The organism is Streptomyces sp. NPDC104096 (assembly GCF_055584385.1).
Genome location: NZ_JBVJMD010000022.1, coordinates 40,695 through 58,818 on the forward strand (window position 1 = coordinate 40,695; position 18,124 = coordinate 58,818).

The 18,124-nt window shown below is 74.3% G+C and carries 13 protein-coding genes and 1 pseudogene; 10 read left to right on the plus strand and 4 right to left on the minus strand.

Annotated elements, in window-relative coordinates; translation table 11 throughout:
* Positions 1-175 precede the first annotated feature (175 nt).
* The 4 genes and pseudogenes from ACZ60B_RS22630 to ACZ60B_RS22645 all read left to right on the plus strand — a co-directional run bounded on the left by ACZ60B_RS22630 (position 176) and on the right by ACZ60B_RS22645 (position 5,360).
* Entirely contained in the window at positions 176-1,339 is a 1,164-nt protein-coding gene (locus ACZ60B_RS22630) for a betaine/proline/choline family ABC transporter ATP-binding protein (protein WP_469389652.1), read from the plus strand.
* Positions 1,332-3,125, plus strand: a pseudogene (locus tag ACZ60B_RS22635) (ABC transporter permease/substrate binding protein); the annotation flags it as partial. The gene ACZ60B_RS22630 and the pseudogene ACZ60B_RS22635, both read left to right, overlap by 8 nt.
* A 912-nt stretch (positions 3,126-4,037) precedes the next feature.
* On the plus strand, positions 4,038-4,613 hold the full coding sequence (locus ACZ60B_RS22640; RefSeq protein ID WP_469389653.1) for a helix-turn-helix domain-containing protein: 576 nt from the start codon (positions 4,038-4,040) through the stop codon (positions 4,611-4,613).
* Between the two features lie 3 nt (positions 4,614-4,616).
* Positions 4,617-5,360: a helical backbone metal receptor gene (locus ACZ60B_RS22645; protein WP_469389654.1), complete on the plus strand. Its 744-nt coding sequence runs from the start codon at positions 4,617-4,619 to the stop codon at positions 5,358-5,360.
* Here ACZ60B_RS22645 and ACZ60B_RS22650 read toward each other — a convergent pair.
* Complete coding sequence (locus ACZ60B_RS22650; protein WP_469389656.1) at positions 5,272-6,435, minus strand: TDT family transporter; 1,164 nt, start codon at positions 6,433-6,435, stop codon at positions 5,272-5,274. The genes ACZ60B_RS22645 and ACZ60B_RS22650 overlap by 89 nt on opposite strands.
* 71 nt (positions 6,436-6,506) lie before the next feature.
* On the opposite strand from ACZ60B_RS22650, the gene ACZ60B_RS22655 reads away from it, so the two are divergent.
* Positions 6,507-7,475 (plus strand): LysR substrate-binding domain-containing protein, encoded by a 969-nt coding sequence (locus ACZ60B_RS22655; RefSeq protein ID WP_469389658.1) that lies wholly within the window; start codon positions 6,507-6,509, stop codon positions 7,473-7,475.
* 33 nt (positions 7,476-7,508) lie between these two features.
* Here ACZ60B_RS22655 and ACZ60B_RS22660 read toward each other — a convergent pair whose 3' ends face one another.
* Both ACZ60B_RS22660 and ACZ60B_RS22665 read right to left on the minus strand, forming a co-directional pair.
* Entirely contained in the window at positions 7,509-8,195 is a 687-nt protein-coding gene (locus tag ACZ60B_RS22660) for a gamma-glutamyl-gamma-aminobutyrate hydrolase family protein (protein WP_469389660.1), read from the minus strand.
* A 198-nt stretch (positions 8,196-8,393) separates the two neighbouring features.
* Positions 8,394-9,155 (minus strand): FadR/GntR family transcriptional regulator, encoded by a 762-nt coding sequence (locus ACZ60B_RS22665; RefSeq protein WP_469389662.1) that lies wholly within the window; start codon positions 9,153-9,155, stop codon positions 8,394-8,396.
* Positions 9,156-9,229: 74 nt separating this feature from the next.
* On the opposite strand from ACZ60B_RS22665, the gene ACZ60B_RS22670 reads away from it, so the two are divergent.
* From ACZ60B_RS22670 to ACZ60B_RS22680, 3 genes are read left to right on the plus strand one after another with little or no spacing between them, the layout of a single operon-like run.
* A complete protein-coding gene (locus ACZ60B_RS22670; RefSeq protein ID WP_469389664.1) occupies positions 9,230-10,600 on the plus strand; it encodes a glutamine synthetase family protein in 1,371 nt (456 codons plus the stop codon).
* Positions 10,567-12,072 carry an aldehyde dehydrogenase family protein gene (locus tag ACZ60B_RS22675; protein ID WP_469389790.1) on the plus strand — a complete coding sequence of 502 codons (1,506 nt, stop codon included), beginning with the start codon at positions 10,567-10,569 and terminating at the stop codon, positions 12,070-12,072. Before ACZ60B_RS22670 ends, ACZ60B_RS22675 begins: the two co-directional genes overlap by 34 nt.
* A gap of 5 nt (positions 12,073-12,077) precedes the next feature.
* The gene (locus ACZ60B_RS22680; RefSeq protein ID WP_469389792.1) at positions 12,078-12,860 is read left to right on the plus strand and encodes a 3-oxoacyl-ACP reductase; all 783 of its coding nucleotides are present in this window, start codon (positions 12,078-12,080) and stop codon (positions 12,858-12,860) included.
* Positions 12,861-12,920: 60 nt separating this feature from the next.
* Here the strand turns inward: ACZ60B_RS22680 and ACZ60B_RS22685 are convergent, their stop codons facing one another.
* Positions 12,921-14,123, minus strand: coding sequence for an amino acid deaminase/aldolase (locus ACZ60B_RS22685; protein ID WP_469389666.1), 1,203 nt, complete (start codon positions 14,121-14,123; stop codon positions 12,921-12,923).
* Between the two features lie 1,281 nt (positions 14,124-15,404).
* On the opposite strand from ACZ60B_RS22685, the gene ACZ60B_RS22690 reads away from it, so the two are divergent.
* Both ACZ60B_RS22690 and mycP read left to right on the plus strand, forming a co-directional pair.
* The gene (locus ACZ60B_RS22690) at positions 15,405-16,889 is read left to right on the plus strand and encodes a hypothetical protein (protein ID WP_469389668.1); all 1,485 of its coding nucleotides are present in this window, start codon (positions 15,405-15,407) and stop codon (positions 16,887-16,889) included.
* Complete coding sequence (gene mycP, locus ACZ60B_RS22695) at positions 16,886-18,079, plus strand: type VII secretion-associated serine protease mycosin (RefSeq protein WP_469389670.1); 1,194 nt, start codon at positions 16,886-16,888, stop codon at positions 18,077-18,079. Before ACZ60B_RS22690 ends, mycP begins: the two co-directional genes overlap by 4 nt.
* The last annotated feature ends 45 nt before the right edge of the window (positions 18,080-18,124 follow it).

Below are 18,124 nucleotides of genomic sequence, written 5' to 3' on the forward strand. Positions count from 1 at the left end.
AGGGCGACAGCGGGGCGAGCACGTGGCGGATGTGAACGCACTGTGAACCGGGCCACTGGTGTGTTTGGCAGGTGAGAGCCGGGGCAGGCGCCGCTTCGGAGCGACGGAGATTGCGAATTCAACGTTTGCGGTCGACGGTCCCTCCGCGTCCTGTCCCCGAGAGCAAGAGGCACGCGTGTCAGCCAGACTTGAAGCCGAACATCTCTACAAGGTGTTCGGCAGACGACCGGACCAGGCAGTCGAACGGCTGCGCAACGGAGCCGACCGGGAGGAACTGCGCGCCGACGGCGCCACGGCCGCCGTGATCGACGCCTCCTTCACCGTGGAACCAGGCGAGATCTTCGTCGTCATGGGCCTGTCCGGATCGGGTAAGTCCACGCTGCTGCGCATGCTCAACGGCCTGCTCCCGCCGACGGCCGGGCAGGTCCGCTTCGGCGGCCAGGACCTGACCGGACTCGGCGCCCGCGCCTTGCGCGAGGTCCGCTCCAGGAGGATCAGCATGGTCTTCCAGCACTTCGCGCTCTTCCCGCACCGCAGCGTCCGCGACAACGCCGCCTACGGTCTGGCGGTGCAGGGCGTGCCCCGCGCCGAGCGCGCACGCCGCGCCGACGAGGCGCTCGCCCTGTGCGGCCTGGCCGGCTGGGAGAATTCCTGGCCCGACGAGCTGTCAGGCGGTATGCAGCAGCGCGTCGGTCTGGCCCGCGCTCTCGCCACCGACGCCGAACTGCTCCTCATGGACGAGTCGTTCAGCGCGCTCGACCCGCTGATCCGGCGCGACATGCAGGACCAGCTCCTCGAACTCCAGAAGACGCTGAAGAAGACGATCGTCTTCATCACCCACGACCTCAACGAGGCGATGCGCCTGGGCGACCGCGTCGCGGTGATGCGCGACGGCCGGGTCGCGCAGATCGGCACCGCGCAGGACATCCTCGTGCGCCCCGCCGACGACTACGTCGCCTCCTTCACCCAGGACGTGGACCGCTCCCGGGTGCTGACCGCCGACGCCGTCATGGACCGCGCGGTACGGGGCGACGAGGCCGACTGCTCCTGCGAGACCGCGACGCCGCACACCCCGTTCACCGAACTGTGCGCGATCAGCGCGCGCGTGCCGCATCCCGTCGCCGTGCTCGACGCCCGGCACGACCTCGTCGGGGTCGTGCCACGACAGCGCCTGCTCGGCTTCCTCGGCGACGAGCCGGCCGCCGCGCCGGACCGCTGCGACACGCCGCACGCGAAGGCCACGCCGACGGACGAGCCGACGGACGAACCGACGGACGAGCCGACGGACGGCGCGAAGGCCGCGACGGCGGCCGGCGCCAAGGCGGTGGCCCGTGCCTAGGATTCCGCTCGGCGACTGGGTCAACAGCGCGGTCGACTGGCTGCTCGGCCATGTGTCCTGGCTGTTCGACCTCCTCAAGGCCGTCTTCACCGGCGCCTACGACGGCCTCGACGCCGTACTCCAGGCCCCGCAGCCGCTGCTGCTGGCCGGGATCTTCGCCGTGCTGGCCTTCTGGCTGCGCGGCACCCTCGCCGGTGTCCTCACCTTCGTCGGATTCGCCTTCATCGACTCCCTCGGACTGTGGGAGGACGCGATGGTGACCCTGTCGCTCGTCCTCGTCGCCACGGTCATCGCCCTGGTGATCTCGGTCCCGTTGGGCATCTGGGCGGCCCGCTCCGAGCGGGTCGGCGCACTGGTCCGCCCGGTCCTGGACTTCATGCAGACGCTGCCCGCGATGATCTACCTCATCCCGGCGATCCTCTTCTTCGGCACCGGCGCCTCCGCGGGCATCGTCGCCACCCTGATCTTCGCGCTCGCCCCGGGCGTACGCATGACCGAACTGGGCATCCGGCAGGTCGACAAGGAACTGGTCGAGGCCGCCGAGGCGTTCGGCACCACGCCCCGGGACACCCTGCTGCGCGTCCAGCTCCCGCTGGCCCTGCCCACCGTGATGGCGGGCGTCAACCAGGTCATCATGCTCGGCCTGTCCATGGCCGCGATCGCCGGCATGGTCGGCACCGGAGGCCTCGGCGGCGACGTCAACGAGGCCATCGGCCAGCTCGACGTCGGCCTCGGCTCCGAAGCCGGTGTCGCCATCGTGATCCTCGCGATCTACCTCGACCGGATGACCGGCGCGCTCGGCACCCAGGTCTCCCCGCTCGGCCGCCGAGCCGCCCTCAAGGCGCGCGCCGCCCGGGGGCCGCGGATCTGGTCCTACCGTCCCCGCCCGCAGTTCGCCGTGGTCGGCATCGTCGTCCTCGGCCTGGTGGCCGGCGGCATGGGCGTCCTCGGCGGCGGAGACGGCACGCGGGCCGTCGCCGACGGAAAGGACGTCGGCCGGGGCAAGAAGATCACCATCGGGTACATCCCCTGGGACGAGGGCGTCGCCTCCACCTTCCTGTGGAAGGAGGTCCTCGAACAGCGCGGATTCCAGGTGGACGCGAAGCAGTACGACGCCGGGCCGCTGTACACCTCGCTCGCCCAGGGCGACGTCGACTTCGAGACCGACTCCTGGCTGCCCACCACCCACGCCCAGTACTGGAAGAAGTACGGCGACCGCCTCGACGACCTCGGTTCCTGGTACGGCAGGACGTCCCTGGAGCTGAGCGTGCCCTCGTACCTGAAGGGCGTCGACTCCCTCGACGACCTCAAGGGCCAGGCGTCGCGGTTCGGCGGGAAGATCACCGGCATCGAGTCCAGCGCCGGCGAGACGGCCCTGCTCAAGAGCAAGGTCCTCAAGGAGTACGGCCTGGACCAGGAGTACAAGGTCGTCGACAGCTCCACGCCCGCGATGCTGGCCGAGCTCAAGCGCGCCTACAGCAAGAAGGAACCGATCGTCGTCACGCTCTGGTCGCCGCACTGGGCGTACAACGACTACGACCTGAAGAAGCTGAAGGACCCCAAGGGTGCCTGGGGCACGGGCGACGGCGTGCACACGCTGGCCCGCAAGGGCTTCGCGGCCGACAACCCGGTCGTCGGCACCTGGCTGAAGGACTTCCGGATGACCGAGAAGCAGCTCACCGGCCTGGAGGCGGCGATCAACAAGGCGGGCAAGGGCCGGCAGCAGGAAGCGGTGCGCGCCTGGCTGAAGGACAACCCGGGCGTCGTCGACAAGGCGGCCCCCGTCCCGGACAAGCCCTAGGGCACCACCGGGTCATCAAGCCCGGCACCGGTGGGACGAACCTCCGAGGGGTGGGCCCTTCCGCACGACCTGACAGCGTGCGGAAGGGCCCACCCCTCGGGTCATGTCCGGAAACCGACCGGAGCCCGCGCGCCCGTCGCGCGCCGGGAGATCACTCCCGTGCCTACGGAAAAGATCCGGACAACCACACAAAGCTACGAATCGATCCGGTCCGCGCGCGGACCGGGCCGGGGCGTCCGGCTGCCACGGCCGGTTCGCCCGCAGTTCCCCGGCCGTTCCCCCGGCATCCGCGAGGGTACGGCCCACCCGTGCCGGGCCCGCCGCCCCCTCGCCCGCGTCCCTCGCCCCCGTCCCGGAGGGTGCCGCCTCGACGCCCCTGCCCACCCCGTCCTGACCAGCGGGTTCGGGACCGGGAGACGAACGGGGACATCCCCGGTTAACGGTCGGGAACATCGGGGAGCGCTCGCGCGTTCGACCTAGAAGCACCACGCTCGTGCTGATCGAGGGTCGGTCCGTACGGGAGGAATCCGGCCGTCGGCCGGCGCCGGCCCAGCGGCCCGCGTCCGGACACGCCGACCTCCCGACCGTCCGCGCCCCCGGCGGCAGCCGGGCCTCGGCGGCCCCGTCGGACACGCCCGTCACCGGTCCCGGAGGGCGCCCGACCCTGCCCATCAGCCCGTTCGTCCCGTGCGAGGGGAGTGAGGCTCCGGAAGTCCGGCCGATTGATCCACTGGCGAGAACTGTGAGGTCCGACCCGACGCGATGTGTCGCCGATGTGACGGCCGCCTGAAACGGTTTGCCGAACATGCGTAGGGTGCAGAGAACTCATCAGGAGGAGTGCGCGCGGACCCTCGCGCACCGACGACCGGGCGACGAGCGGAGGAGGCGGCGGGCGCGATGGGCGACCACAAGGAACAGCCCCTGCGGGTGGGCGCGGCCGTGCGGCGGCGCCGTCGCGCGCTGGAGCTCACCCTTGCCGTCGTGGCCGAGCGGAGCGGCCTTTCGGTCCCCTTTCTGAGCCAGGTCGAGAACGACCGGGCGCGCCCCAGCAGAAGCTCCCTGGAGAAGGTCGCCGACGCCCTGCGCACCACCGCCGTCGAACTCCTCGCCGCCGCCGACCCGGCGTGCAGCGTGGACGTCGTGCGCGCCGAGGACACCGTGCCGGGCGCCGGACCCCAGGCCCGGTCTCTGGTCCGCGGACACCACCAGATGCACGCCTCGGAGTTCACCGGCGACCACGAGGCGGGCCGCGAGATCCAGCACCGCAACGACCAGTTGATGTACGTCGCCGACGGCGCGGTGGAGATCGAGGCCGAAGGCCGCGCGTACCGCCTCGGCCGCGGGGACACGCTGTACCTGACCGGCGGGGTGCGCCACCGGTGGCGCGCGACCGTGCCGGACACCCGGGTGGTCGTGGTGGCGGTGGCGGAGCACGTCGAGGCCGTCCAGGACAGGCGCGGCAGGCGGCGGTAGGGCGTGCGGATCGTCTCGCTGGTGCCGTCCCTCACCGAGGCGGTGGCCGTGTCCCTGCCCGGCGCCCTGGTCGGTGTCACCGACTGGTGCACCCACCCCGCCGGCCTCGACGTGGCCCGCGTCGGCGGGACCAAGAACCCGAAGACCGAGCGGATCCTCGCCCTCGCGCCCGACCTGGTGGTCGCCAACGAGGAGGAGAACCGCGCCCCGGACCTGGACGCGCTGCGCTCGGCCGGTGTCGAGGTGCTGGTGACCGAGGTGCGGGACGTACCGCAGGCCTTCCGTGAACTGGACCGGGTGCTGCGGGCCTGCGGGGCGCGGAGCCGGCCGCGCTGGCTGGACGAGGCGGAGGCGGCCTGGGCGGCGCCGACGACCGCGGCTCCGGGACCCGCTGCCGTCGGCACGGGACGTACGACCGCTGTCGTGCCCGTCTGGCGCCGTCCCTGGATGGTCCTGGGCCGTGACACATTCGCCGGTGACGTGCTCGCCCGGCTGGGCGTCGACCACCTGTACGCGTCCCACCCCGAGCGCTACCCGCGCGTCCCCCTGGAGGAGCTGCGCGCCGCCCGGCCGGACCTCGTCGTGCTCCCCGACGAGCCCTACCGCTTCACCCCCGACGACGGCCCCGAGGCCTTCCCCGGCCTGCCCTGCGCTCTCGTCAGCGGACGGCACCTGACGTGGTACGGGCCGTCGCTGGCCGAGGCGCCCCGGGCGCTGGCGTCGGCCCTGCGAGCAGCACACCGCTGAGCAGGCCGCGGACGGTGTGCACGGCCACGGTCGCCCAGGCGCCCACGAGGACGACGTACAGCGCGACCGCGAGCCCGTCGAAGGCGGCAAGGCCGGTGTGCCGGGCGAGCGCCCCGGCGCCGGTGACACAGGTGCCGACCGGGAAGGTGAAGGCCCACCAGGTCATCGTGAAGCCCATCCCGTGCCGACGGGCCCGCAGACACAGGGCGGTGGCCAGACACAGCCAGAGCAGCGCGAAACCCAGGACGGGAACGCCGTACAGGACGGCGAAGCCCGCGAAGGCCTGCTCGTACGGGGCCCGGACGACCCCCGGCGCGGCGTCCGCGACGTTCCCCACGGCGGTCGTGGACTGTCCGAGCGGGCCGAGCACCAGGAACACGGTCGGGGTGAGAGCGAGCGGCAGCGGGCCGCCGGTGAGCAGCCGGGCGAAGATCAGCGGCAGCAGCAGCAGGGTCGCCAGCAGACTCAGCCCGAACAGCGCGAAACAGCCCAGCAGCAGCGTCTCCCTGAGCTGGCCGGCCGGCAGGTGCGGCACCAGCAGCGGTCCGAGCGCGGCCGACACCATGGGCGCGACGACCGGCAGCAGCCACACGGGAGACGCCTGCCCCGGCTCGATCCGATGGCGTACGGCCATGAGGTACGGCACCGCGACGGCTGCCGCCAGGCCCACGACGGTGCCGGCGGTGAAGAGAACCGTGTCGAGGGCGACCGCGGCCCCCGTTCCGATCACGTCCCGGCCGACGGTGACGGCACCCGCGCCCACGGCCAGCAGCGCCATGGCCAGACAGCCGTAGAACGGCGCCGCCGCGGGATCGAGGAGATGGGCGCGCGCCTGGTCCCGGTGGTGGGTCCAGTGCAGGGCACGGGCGGCCAGCAGGGTCACCAGCAGGGCGAGCGACAGGACCCACACGGCGGCGCAGACGGCACGCAGACCGGGAACGTGGACGGGCAGCCCCGCGCCTGCCGTGGCCACGATGGCGGTGCCCATGACGGAGGCGTACCAGTTCGGGCCGAGGTGGCGGACCGCCGCGAGACGGACCGCCGGACGGGACAGGGCAAGGGCATCGGTGACCATGGCTCCACCATCCCCCCGGCCCATGGCCCGCGACCAGGGACGATGTCTCTATGGGGGCATAAGGTGGGCTTATGAGCGAGACGAGCGGACCGGGCGGGGCCCGGGAGCAGGGGGATTCCATCGCCCACCGCGTCCCGGACCTCGGCGCCCTGGAACTGCTGCTGGCGGTGGCACGGCTGGGCAGCCTCGGCGCGGCCGCGCGGGAGCTCGGCATCACCCAGCCCGCCGCCAGCAGCCGGATCCGCTCGATGGAACGCAGGCTGGGCCTGGCGCTGGTGGACCGGTCGCCGCGCGGCTCCCGGCTCACCGACACCGGAGCGCTGGTGACCGACTGGGCGCGCCGGGTGGTGGAGGCGGCGGAGGCCTTCGACGCCGGCACGCAGGCGCTGCGCGATCGCCGCGACTCCCGGCTGAGGGTGGCGGCGAGCATGACGATCGCCGAGTACCTGCTGCCGGGCTGGCTGCTCGCGCTGCGCGCCCAGCGTCCCGACACCGCGGTGTCGCTGCTGGCCGGGAACTCGGCGTCGGTGGCGGAGCGGCTGGTCGCGGGGGAGGCGGACCTCGGCTTCGTGGAGGGGCTGGACGTCCCGCCCGGCCTGGACTCCGCGGTCGTCGCCCACGACCGGCTGATCGTGGTGACGGCGCCCGGCCACCCCTGGGCCCGCCGCAGGCACGCGCTGGCCGCCGAGGAACTGGCCGCGACCCCGCTGATCCTGCGGGAGGAGGGCTCGGGGACCCGGCAGGTCCTTCACGCGGCCCTGGGCGGCCTGGCCCGCCCGCTGATCGAGCTGTCCTCGACGACGGCGGTGAAGGCGGCGGCGGTCGGCGGGGCCGGGCCCGCGGTGCTGAGCGAACTGGCGTTGGGGGAGGAGCTCGCGATGCGCCGCCTGGTGAGCCTCCCGGTGGAGGGCGTCCGGCTGCGGCGGGCTCTGCGGGCCGTGTGGCCGACGGGACACCGGCCGGCGGGACCGGCGCGGGACCTGCTGTCGCTGACCCGAGGCCCGTCCCCGACCCAGACCGCCCCGCCCCCGAACCACTAGTCGTGCGTCGGTCGGGGTCTGCTTCGGCCCGGCTCAGGACGCGGCGGTGACCAGGGCCCGCAGCACGCGCAGGTCCTCGCCCATCTCCGGGTGCCACTGCACGCCCAGCACCCACCCCGCCGAGGCGGGCAGCTCGATCGCCTCGACCGTGCCGTCCGCCGCGTACGCCGACGCGACCAGGTCCGTGCCCAGCCGGTCGACCGCCTGGTGGTGATACGTCGGTACGGCCGTCTCCTCCGGCACGATCCCCGCGTACCGCGTGCCCGGGACCGGCTTCACGGGGTGCAGGCCGAAGGCGCCGACCACCTCCGCGTGCCCGTCGAGATGCTGGACGAGGGTGCCGCCGGCCGCGACGTTCAGCAGTTGCATGCCCCGGCAGATGCCCAGCAGCGGGACACGCGCGGCGAGCGCGGCCTCGATCAGGGCCAGCTCCCAGGCGTCCCGGGCGCGCGCGGGCGGGCCGGTACGGGGGTCGGGTTCGGCTCCGTAGCGCACGGGCTCGACGTCCGGACCGCCCGCGATCACCAGCCCGTCGAGACGTGCCACGGTCGCTGCGGCATGTTCCGGCCCGTCCGGCGGCAGCATCGCCGTCAGCCCGCCGGCCTGCTGGACGAGTCGCGGATACCCGGCCGGCAGCAGCGCCGCCTCCAGCTCCCACACGCCCCAGCGCACCGCGGGCTCCAGATACGTACTGACACCGATCAGCGGTCTGCGCGCCATGCGCCCTCCCACACCGTGCAATGGATTGCCCTCATACCTTTGCCGAGGTCACCCGTGCGCGGCAAGAGGGTCCGGGCCGCCGCTCCGGCGCGCCGTCCCGGCGGCCGCGGGCCCGGGTCCGCACGCCGGGAACCCCCGCCGTCCCCGTGGCCGCGGGCCGGGAATCCCCGCCGTCCCCGCGGCCGCGGGCCCGGGACCTCACGCCAGGAACCCCCGCAGCAGCGCCGCCGTCCCCGCGCAGTGCTCCCGCGCGATCTCCCGTGCCGCGTCCGCGTCCCCGTCCAGGACCGCCTCGACCAGGGCGCTGTGCTGGCGCTGGGAGTGCTCCAGGTTGCGCACGAGCAGCGGGATGCAGTCCAGCAGGTCGTTCACCGTGGCCCGGACGGCCGCGTACCGGGCGGCCAGCGACGCGGAGCCGCACAGCTCGGCCAGGGTGAGGTGGAGCAGCGTGTCCCGGCGGCGGTACTCCGCGAGCGGCGCGTCGTGCGTGCGGGCCAGCGCCTCGCGCAGCCGGGCCGCCTGCTCCTCCGACAGCCCGTGCGCCGCGCACAGCCCCGCCGCGCCGACCTCCAGCACCTCCCGGAAGCGCAGCACGTCCTCGATGTCGACCTCGGCGATCCGGCGGCGCAGCTCGTCCTCGCCGCCGGCGTCCGTGCGCGGCAGCACGAACGTCCCGCCGTACCGGCCCCGGCGGGCCTCGACCAGCCCCTGGTCCTGGAGCACCTTCAGCACCTCGCGCAGCGTCACCCGGCTGATCCCGAGCCGCTCCGCCAGCTCCCGCTCGGCCGGCAGCCGTCCGCCGCCGGGCACCAGGCCCAGCCGGACGACCTGGAGGATCTGCTCCAGCGCCTCCTCGAAGCCGTTGCCCGCCCGGACCGGCCGCAGCACCGGCGCGAGACGGTCGTCCGGCCCGCCGGCGGCCGGTCTCTCCGGGTCCGTGCCGTCCGTGCCTCGCGACATGCGGCCGCACCCCCTTCCCAAGCAATGGTTCCCGGCAATACCTTATGGCTCCCGGCCCGGCGAAGGAGGCCCCCGTGGCAGACCGCACGCCCCCGCTGAGCGTCGAGGAGCTGCGGGCCCTCGTCGCGAGCGGTGAGATCGACACCGTCGTCCTGGCCTTCCCCGACATGCAAGGGCGGCTCCAGGGCAAACGGTTCGCCGCCCGGTTCTTCCTCGACGAGGTCCTGGAGCACGGCACCGAGGGCTGCAACTACCTCCTGGCCGTCGACACCGAGATGAACACCGTCGACGGGTACGCGATGTCCTCCTGGGAGCGCGGCTACGGCGACTTCGCGATGCACCCCGACCTGGCCACGCTGCGCCGGGTGCCCTGGAACGCCGGCACGGCCCTGGTGATCGCCGACCTCGCCTGGGAGGACGGCTCGCCCGTGGTCGCCGCGCCCCGGCAGATCCTGCGCCGGCAACTGGACCGGCTGGCCGAGCACGGGTACACCGCCCAGGTCGGCACCGAGCTGGAGTTCATCGTCTTCAAGGACACCTACGAACAGGCCTGGGACGCGAACTACCGGGGGCTGACCCCGGCCAACCAGTACAACGTCGACTACTCGGTGCTCGGCACCGGCCGGATCGAGCCCCTGCTGCGCCGCATCCGCAACGAGATGGCCGCCGCGGGCCTCACGGTCGAGTCCGCCAAGGGCGAGTGCAACCCCGGCCAGCACGAGATCGCCTTCCGCTACGCCGAAGCCCTGGTCACCTGCGACCAGCACGCCGTCTACAAGACCGGGGCCAAGGAGATCGCCGCCCAGGAGGGCGTCTCGCTCACCTTCATGGCCAAGTACAACGAGCGCGAGGGCAACTCCTGCCACATCCACCTCTCGCTCGCGGCCGCGGACGGCACCAACGCCATGGCGGGCGACGCCGCGGACCCGGGCGGCATGTCCGAGGTCATGCGCCACTTCCTCGCCGGACAGCTCGCCGCGCTCCGCGACTTCTCCCTCCTCTACGCCCCGAACATCAACTCCTACAAGCGCTTCCAGCCCGGCTCCTTCGCGCCGACCGCCGTCGCCTGGGGCCATGACAACCGCACCTGCGCCCTGCGCGTGGTCGGCCACGGCCGCTCGATGCGGTTCGAGAACCGGCTGCCCGGCGGTGACGTCAACCCGCACCTCGCCGTCGCCGGACTGGTCGCGGCCGGGCTGTACGGCATCGAGCACAAGCTGGAGCTGCCCGAGGCCTGCGCGGGCAACGCCTACACCGCCGGATACGCGCAGGTGCCCACCACCCTGCGCGAGGCCGCCGAGATCTGGGCGGACAGCCCGATCGCCCGTGCCGCCTTCGGCGACGAGGTCGTCGCGCACTACCGCAACATGGCCCGCGTCGAGCTGGAGGCCTACGACGCCGCGGTCACCGACTGGGAGCTGCGCCGCTCCTTCGAACGCATGTGAGGCCCTTCTTGTCCCACGAGCACGAGCCCGAGCACCGGCCCGAGCAGGACCGCGACCAGGAACGCGAGCGGGATCGCGAACCCGAGCGGGAGCACGCGCGGGAACACGAACTCCAGGTACGCAACCCCGCCACCGAGGAGCTCGTCGCGACCGTGCCGGCCGCCACCGCGGCCGACGTGCACGCGGCGGTCGTACGAGCCACGCGGGCACAGGAACGCTGGGCCGCCCTCGCACCCGGCGACCGGGCCCGGCTGCTGCGCCGGTTCGCCGCCGCGGTGGACGAACACCTGGAGGAACTGGCCCGGTCGGAGGTCCTGGAGGCCGGACACACGATCGGCAACGCCCGCTGGGAGGCGGGCAACGTACGCGACCTGCTCGACTACGCGGCCGGTGGCGTGGAGCGGCTGACCGGACGTCAGATCCCGGTGGCCGGCGGTCTGGACGTGACGATCCTCGAACCGCTCGGCGTCGTCGGCGTGATCGCGCCCTGGAACTTCCCCATGCCCATCGCGGCCTGGGGCACCGCGCCCGCACTCGCGGCGGGCAACGCGGTGATCCTCAAGCCCGCCGAGACCACCCCGCTGACGGCCCTGCGGCTGGCCGAACTCGCCCTGGAGGCAGGGCTGCCGCGGGACCTCTTCCAGGTGCTGCCCGGACACGGCCCCGTCGCGGGCGCCGCGCTCGTCGAGCACCCCGGCGTCGCGAAGATCGTGTTCACCGGGTCCACGGCCGTCGGCAAGCAGGTGTGGGCCAAGGGCGCGGACCGCCTCAAGCGCGTCACCCTCGAACTCGGCGGCAAGAGCCCGAACATCGTCTTCGCCGACGCCGACCTCGAAGCCGCCGCGGCCGCCGCCCCCATGTCCTTCCTCGACAACTCCGGCCAGGACTGCTGCGCCCGCACCCGCATCCTCGTCCAACGCCCGGTCCACGAACGCTTCCTGGACCTCCTCGCGCCCGCGATCGAGTCCGTCCGCGTCGGCGACCCGGCCGACGAGCGGACCCAGATGGGCCCGCTGATCTCCAGGCCCCAGCTGGAACGCGTACGGTCCTACGTCGACCCGGACGCGCCCGGCATCCGCGGCAAGGCCCCCGAAGGCCCCGGCTACTGGTTCCCGCCCACCGTCCTCACCGGCGTCGACCCGCGTGCCCGGGTGGCCGTCGAGGAGGTCTTCGGGCCGGTCGCCGTCGTCCTCCCCTTCGACGACGAGGAGCACGCCGTGGCGCTCGCCAACGCCACCGACTACGGCCTCGCCGGCTCCCTGTGGACCCGCGACGTCGGCCGCGCCCTGCGGGTCTCGCGGGCCGTGCGGGCCGGCAACCTGTCGGTCAACTCCCACTCCAGCGTCCGTTACTGGACCCCGTTCGGCGGCTTCAAGCAGTCCGGCGTCGGCCGTGAACTCGGCCCCGACGCCCTCACCGCCTTCACCGAGACCAAGAACGTCTTCATCAGCACGGAGGGCCCCGCACAGTGACCGCACTGACCCCTGACGCCGTCTGCCGCCGACTGGTCGGCCGCACCGCCGTCATCACCGGAGCCGGCAGCGGCATCGGCCTCGCCACCGCCCGCCGGCTCGCCTCCGAGGGCGCCCACGTCGTCTGCGCGGACGTCGACGAGACCCGCGGCAAGGCGGCCGCCGAGGAAGTCGGCGGGATCTTCGTCAAGGTCGACGTCACCGACCCCGAGCAGGTCGAGGCCCTGTTCAAGACGGCCTACGACACCTACGGCAGCGTCGACGTCGCCTTCAACAACGCGGGCATCTCGCCGCCCGACGACGACTCCATCCTGGAGACCGGACTCGAGGCCTGGAAGCGCGTCCAGGAGGTCAACCTCACCTCCGTCTATCTGTGCTGCAAGGCCGCCATCCCCTACATGCGCCGCCAGGGCAAGGGCTCCATCATCAACACGGCGTCCTTCGTGGCCCGGATGGGCGCGGCCACCTCCCAGATCTCGTACACCGCGTCCAAGGGCGGTGTCCTGGCGATGTCCCGTGAGCTCGGCGTGCAGTTCGCCCGCGAGGGCATCCGCGTCAACGCCCTGTGCCCCGGGCCGGTCAACACCCCCTTGCTCCAGGAGCTGTTCGCCAAGGACCCGGAGCGGGCCGCCCGCCGTCTCGTGCACATCCCGCTCGGCCGGTTCGCCGAGGCCGAGGAGATCGCCGCCGCCGTCGCGTTCCTGGCGAGCGACGACTCCTCCTTCGTGAACGCCAGCGACTTCCTGGTCGACGGCGGGATCTCGGGCGCGTACGTCACGCCCATGTGACCTGTCCCGCTGAGCTGCCGAAGGGCCGGAGTCCGAGAACTCCGGCCCTGTCCCGGGCACTTACAGGAAGGTGTGCCCCTCGCCGCGGTACGTCGGCACGGTCGCCGTCACCGCGTCGCCCTCGATCAGGTGCAGCACGTCGAACCGCTCGCACAACTCACCGGCCTTCGCGTGCCGGAACCACACCTTGTCGCCGATGAGCAGGTCGTCGGCGGGCGAACCGAGCAGCGGGGTCTGCGCCTCGCCGGGCCCCTCCTGCGGGTCGTAGCGCAGGCCCTCGGGCAGGTACGGCACCGGGAGCCGGTCGTGTCCGGCGGCGCCCGAGGCGGGGTAGCCGCCGCCGAGGACGGTCACCACCCCGACCCCCGGCCGCCGCACCACGGGCTGGGCGAAGAGGGCGGCCGGACGGCCGCTGAAGGACGTGTAGTTGTCGAAGAGCCTCGGCACGTACAACCCGGAACCGGCCGCGACCTCGGTGACCGCGTCCTCGGCCACCGTGTGCTGCACGCTGCCGGTGCCGCCGCCGTTGACGTACTCCAGATCGGGCACGACGGCCCGGACCGCCCGTACGACCGCCGCGCGCCGCTCGGCCAGCTCCCGGCGGGCGGTCGCCTGCATCAGCCGCACCGCGCGCGAGCGCAGCGGCCGGCCGGCCACCGAGTCCCCGACACCGGCTATGTGACCCTCGTACGCCATGATCGCGACGACCTTGAACCCCGGCCGCCGCTGCACCGCGCGCGCCAGGTCGGCGAGCTGCTCGGGGGAGTGCAGCGGGGAGCGGCGGGCGCCGACCCGCACCCGGCCGCCGAACAGCTTCAGCGCGGTGTCCATCTCCAGGCAGACCCGCACCACTTCGCTTCCGCCGGCCCGCGCGGCGTCGATCAGGTCGAGCTGCGCGACGTCGTCGACCATCACGGTCACGGCGGCCGCCAGCTTGGGGTCGTTGGTGAGCTCCGCGTAGGCGGCGCGGTCGACGGAGGGATAGGCGAGCAGGACGTCGTCGAAGCCCGAGCGCGCCAGCCAGAGGGACTCGGCGAGGGTCAGGGACATGATGCCCGCGAAGCCGTCCTTCGCCAGGACGCGTTCGAGCAGGGCCCGGCAGCGGACGGACTTGCTGGCGACCCGGATCGGCTTGCCGGCCGCCCTGCGCACCAAGTCCTCCGCGTTGGCGTCGAAGGCGTCCAGATCGACGATCGCGAGGGGGGCGTCGAGATGGGCGGTGGCCCGGTCGTAACGGGCCCGGTCGGCAGCGCGCGCAGTCATGCACGAAGACTGCCAGACAGGATTACCGCAGGGTAGGGGGACGATCCGGGCAGATGCCCCGGCGTCGCGGACTGGTTCCCGATCGGCCTCGAACAAGCCGTAGAGTGACGCGCACGCACGGAGGATCCGACGCCGGTCGCAGGTCCGCGCCGGGATGACGGCCCGTCCGTGCGGGTATGCGTGCCCGAGGCGAAGCGACTGCGTCGCGGGCAGGCCGGGCGTCGGCCGCACGACGGCCCGCGCACGAGAGCGACGGCCCGGGTACGAGGAAGCGGGGGGTGCATGAGCACGGAAGCGCGCCGCGCCCCCGTTCCACCACGGCCCACCACGCCTCCGTCCTCCGGTTCCGGCGGTGCCCCCGGCTCCACCGGTACGACCGGTTCCTCCGGTGCCGCCGACGAGCCGGTGGACGCGGACACGTCCTCCGGACCCGGACCGGGTCCCCGGCCCGCGCCCTCCACACCCCCCGCCCCCGCGAACGACCCGCCGCCCAGGACACCGCAGCACTCCGCCACGGCCTCGCCGTCGGGTACCGCGCCCGGGGCGCCCGGGGCTTCCGGAGCCTCCAGGGGGTCCACGCCGGGCGGCGCGCCGGGCGCCGCGCCGACGGGCTTCGGGCAGGCCGCCGGGTCGGCACCGACGCGTGGCTCGTCGTCCCCGGCGCGCACCGGTACCGGTGCGCCCGCCCAGGGCGGCGGTGACGCGGCCGGTACTGACCCTTCCGCGGCCGGTCCTCCCCGGGCCGGGGCGGCGCGGTTCCCGAGCTTCCCGTCCGCCTCCTCCGGCCCCCGCGCCGACAGGGCATCGACGACTCCGCCCCCGCCGGCCGCCACGGCACGCTTCCCGGACGCTCCGCCGTCCGCTGCCGCCCGTCGACCGGATGCTCCGCCGTCGGCTGCCCCGCGTCTGCCGGACGCTCCGCCGTCGGCCGCGACGCGTCTGCCGGACGCTCCGCCGTCGGCTGCCCCGCGTCTGCCGGACGCTCCGCCGTCGGCTGCCCCGCGCCGGCCGGACGCTCCGCCGTCGGCTGCCACGCGTCTGCCGGACGCTCCGCCGTCGGCTGCCACGCGTCTGCCGGATGCCCCGCCGTCGGCCGCCCCGCGCCGACCGGATGCCCCGCCGTCTGCTGCCACGCGTCTGCCGGACGCGCCGCCGTCCGCTGCCGCCCGTCGACCGGATGCCCCGCCGTCCGCCGCGACGCGTCTGCCCGACGCTGCGCCGTCCGGTGGTGTGCCGCCGCGGCCCGGACACCGGCCCGCGGCCCCGCCGAGGACCACCGGTGTGCCCGCCGAGGGGCCCTCGGAGACGACCGCCCGGCTGCGCCCGGTCCCCCCGGTCCCGCAGGCCGGGTCGGACACCGGGCGAGGCGCCACTCCCGCCGCCGTGCAGAACCGTCCCGGCACCACCGCCGTGCCGTCGCGCCCGCAGACGCGTCCGGGCACCGGCACACCCACGGACTTCTTCCGGCGTCCCGCCTCGGCCGCGGTCCCGCCGCCTCCGCAGGACCGGCCCCGTGTCCCGTCCCCCGCCGCCGGGCCGGTGCCGCCGCGGCCGGACACCCGGCCCGGTGTCCCGTCGGGCACCGTCCCGCCGACCGCCGTGCCACCGGCCACCGCCTTCGGCGGCTCCGGTGTCGTACCCCCGAAGCGCGCGGGCGCGGCGGAGGCCGCCGTCGGCTTCGGCGCCGTCGCGCCGGGCCGCCCCGGACCTGACGCGGGCCGGACCGGCGAGGCCGAGCCCGAGGCCTGGACGTCTGAGCCCGAAGCCTGGACGCCCCTGACTCCGCCCGCGTCCTTCGCCATGCCGCCGCACCCCGCGCCGCCCGGCGTCCCGGGCATACCTCCGCACCCCGCGCCCCCGCATTCCTCGGGAACCCCCGCCGCCTCCGCGCCCGTGACTCCGGACCCGGCGCTCTCCTGGACCGCGATGACCCCGCCCGCGGACCGTCCCGTCGTGACGTTCGGGGAGCCGGAGGGGTACGACGAGCGGGCGCGGCCGGTGCCCCTCGCGGTGCGCCTGCGCTCCCGTACCACCGTCGCAGCCGTCTGCGTGGTGCTCGGATTCGGGCTCATCGGCGGTGCGGCGACGGGCAGTTGGCTGACCGGCGGGTCCGGGGACGACGGCGCCCGGGACTCCTTCGCGGCAGCCGCCGAACTGTGGCACAGCATCCCCGTGGACCAGCTCTTCCCGCCCACCGTGCAGGGCACCGGAGCGGGCCCGGGCGGCGCCGACCGGACCTGGACGCGGATCGCCGTCGCCCCGGACAGCGGCTGCCGGAACGCGTTCGACCCCTTGCTGCACAAGGTCCTCGCCCCCGCCGGCTGCCGGCGCCTGCTGCGCGCCACCTACACGGACGCGACCCGCAGCTACGTCACCACCGTCGGCCTGCTCTTCACCAAGGCGGACGCGGCGACCATGAGTGCTTTGGACGCCCGGTTCCGCAAGGAGGGGCTCGACCGCCGCGCCGACCTCATGCCCCGCGCCTACGCGCCGAAGGACACCGTCGCCGCCGCCTTCGGCGACAAGCAGCGTGCCTCGTGGACCGTCTCCGTGCTGACGGACACCCCCGTGGTCGTCTTCGCCGTCTCCGGCTGGGCCGACGGCCGCGGCGTCGACACCCCGCAGCCGGCGGCCGACGCCACGCAGTCCAGCGCCACCACGGACCCCGCGCAGGCCGGTCTCGGCAACGAGGCCCAAGGCCTGGCCGACCGCATCGAACGCGCGTTCCGCAAGACCGCCGACGCGGCCACGGAGGAACCGTCATGAACAGCCGTACGACCCGTACGACCTACCGCGCCGGGCTCGTCGGCTCGCTCCTGGCCGCCTCCCTCGCCCTCGCGCCGGCCGTCCCCGCGCACGCCGACGGCATCCGCGCCCAGCAGTGGGCGCTGGACGCCATGCACACCCAGCAGGCCTGGCGGACCACCAAGGGCAAGGGCATCACCGTCGCCGTCCTGGACACCGGCGTCGAGGACGACCACCCCGACCTCGACGGCAACGTCCTGGCCGGCACCGACCTGGTCGGCTTCGGCGCGAAGCCCGGTGACGACTCCTGGGCCCGGCACGGCACCGCGATGGCCGGGATCATCGCCGGTCACGGACACGGCGCCGGGGACGACGCCGGCGTCATGGGCATCGCCCCCGAGGCCAGGATCCTCCCCGTCCGGGTGATCCTGGAGGACGACGACCCCTCCCGGTCCAAGGCCCGCACCACCCGCGGCAACGCCCTCGCCGAGGGCATCCGCTGGGCCGCCGACCACGGCGCCGACGTCATCAACCTCTCGCTCGGCGACGACTCCTCCTCCGCGCACCCGGAGCCCGGCGAGGACGAGGCCATCCAGTACGCCCTGAAGAAGGGCGCCGTCGTCGTCGCCTCGGCGGGCAACGGCGGCGAGAAGGGCGACCACATCTCCTACCCGGCCGCCTACCCGGGCGTGATCGCCGCGACCGCCGTCGACCGCTACGGCACCCGCGCCTCCTTCTCCACCCGCCGCTGGTACGCCACCGTCAGCGCGCCCGGTGTCGACGTCGTCATCGCGGCCCCGGACCACCGTTACTACGAGGGCTGGGGCACCAGCGCGGCCTCCGCCTTCGTCTCCGGCGCGGTGGCCCTCGTCAAGGCGGCCCACCCGGGTCTGAGCCCGGCCCAGATCAAGAAGCTCCTGGAGGACACCGCCCGCAACGCGCCCGACGGCGGGCGCGACGACTCCCGTGGCTTCGGCTTCATCGACCCGGCCGCCGCCCTCAAGGCCGCCGGCCGCCTCGATCCGGAGGGACTCAAGGCCGCCGCGTACGGTCGGAAGTACTTCGGCTCCGGGCCCGACGCCGCCGCGGCGGACGACGACATGTCGAGCTGGGCGGGCCCGCTGGCGGGCAGCGTCGGCGGCGTGCTGCTGGTCGCCGCGGTCGTCATGTGGCGAAGCCGCCGCCCCCACCGTCGCCAGGACGAGTTCTAGGCGCCCGGCCAGGGCCGCTGCCCGGATCGCCGCCGGCCGCCCGGC

Coding starts and splice junctions, on each gene's coding strand:
- ACZ60B_RS22640 (WP_469389653.1), top strand. CDS start 4,038: ATGGGCGACCACAAGGAACAGCCCCTGCGGGTGGGCGCGGCCGTGCGG.
- ACZ60B_RS22650 (WP_469389656.1), bottom strand. CDS start 6,435: ATGGTCACCGATGCCCTTGCCCTGTCCCGTCCGGCGGTCCGTCTCGCG.
- ACZ60B_RS22655 (WP_469389658.1), top strand. CDS start 6,507: ATGAGCGAGACGAGCGGACCGGGCGGGGCCCGGGAGCAGGGGGATTCC.
- ACZ60B_RS22660 (WP_469389660.1), bottom strand. CDS start 8,195: ATGGCGCGCAGACCGCTGATCGGTGTCAGTACGTATCTGGAGCCCGCG.
- ACZ60B_RS22665 (WP_469389662.1), bottom strand. CDS start 9,155: ATGTCGCGAGGCACGGACGGCACGGACCCGGAGAGACCGGCCGCCGGC.
- ACZ60B_RS22685 (WP_469389666.1), bottom strand. CDS start 14,123: ATGACTGCGCGCGCTGCCGACCGGGCCCGTTACGACCGGGCCACCGCC.
- mycP (WP_469389670.1), top strand. CDS start 16,886: ATGAACAGCCGTACGACCCGTACGACCTACCGCGCCGGGCTCGTCGGC.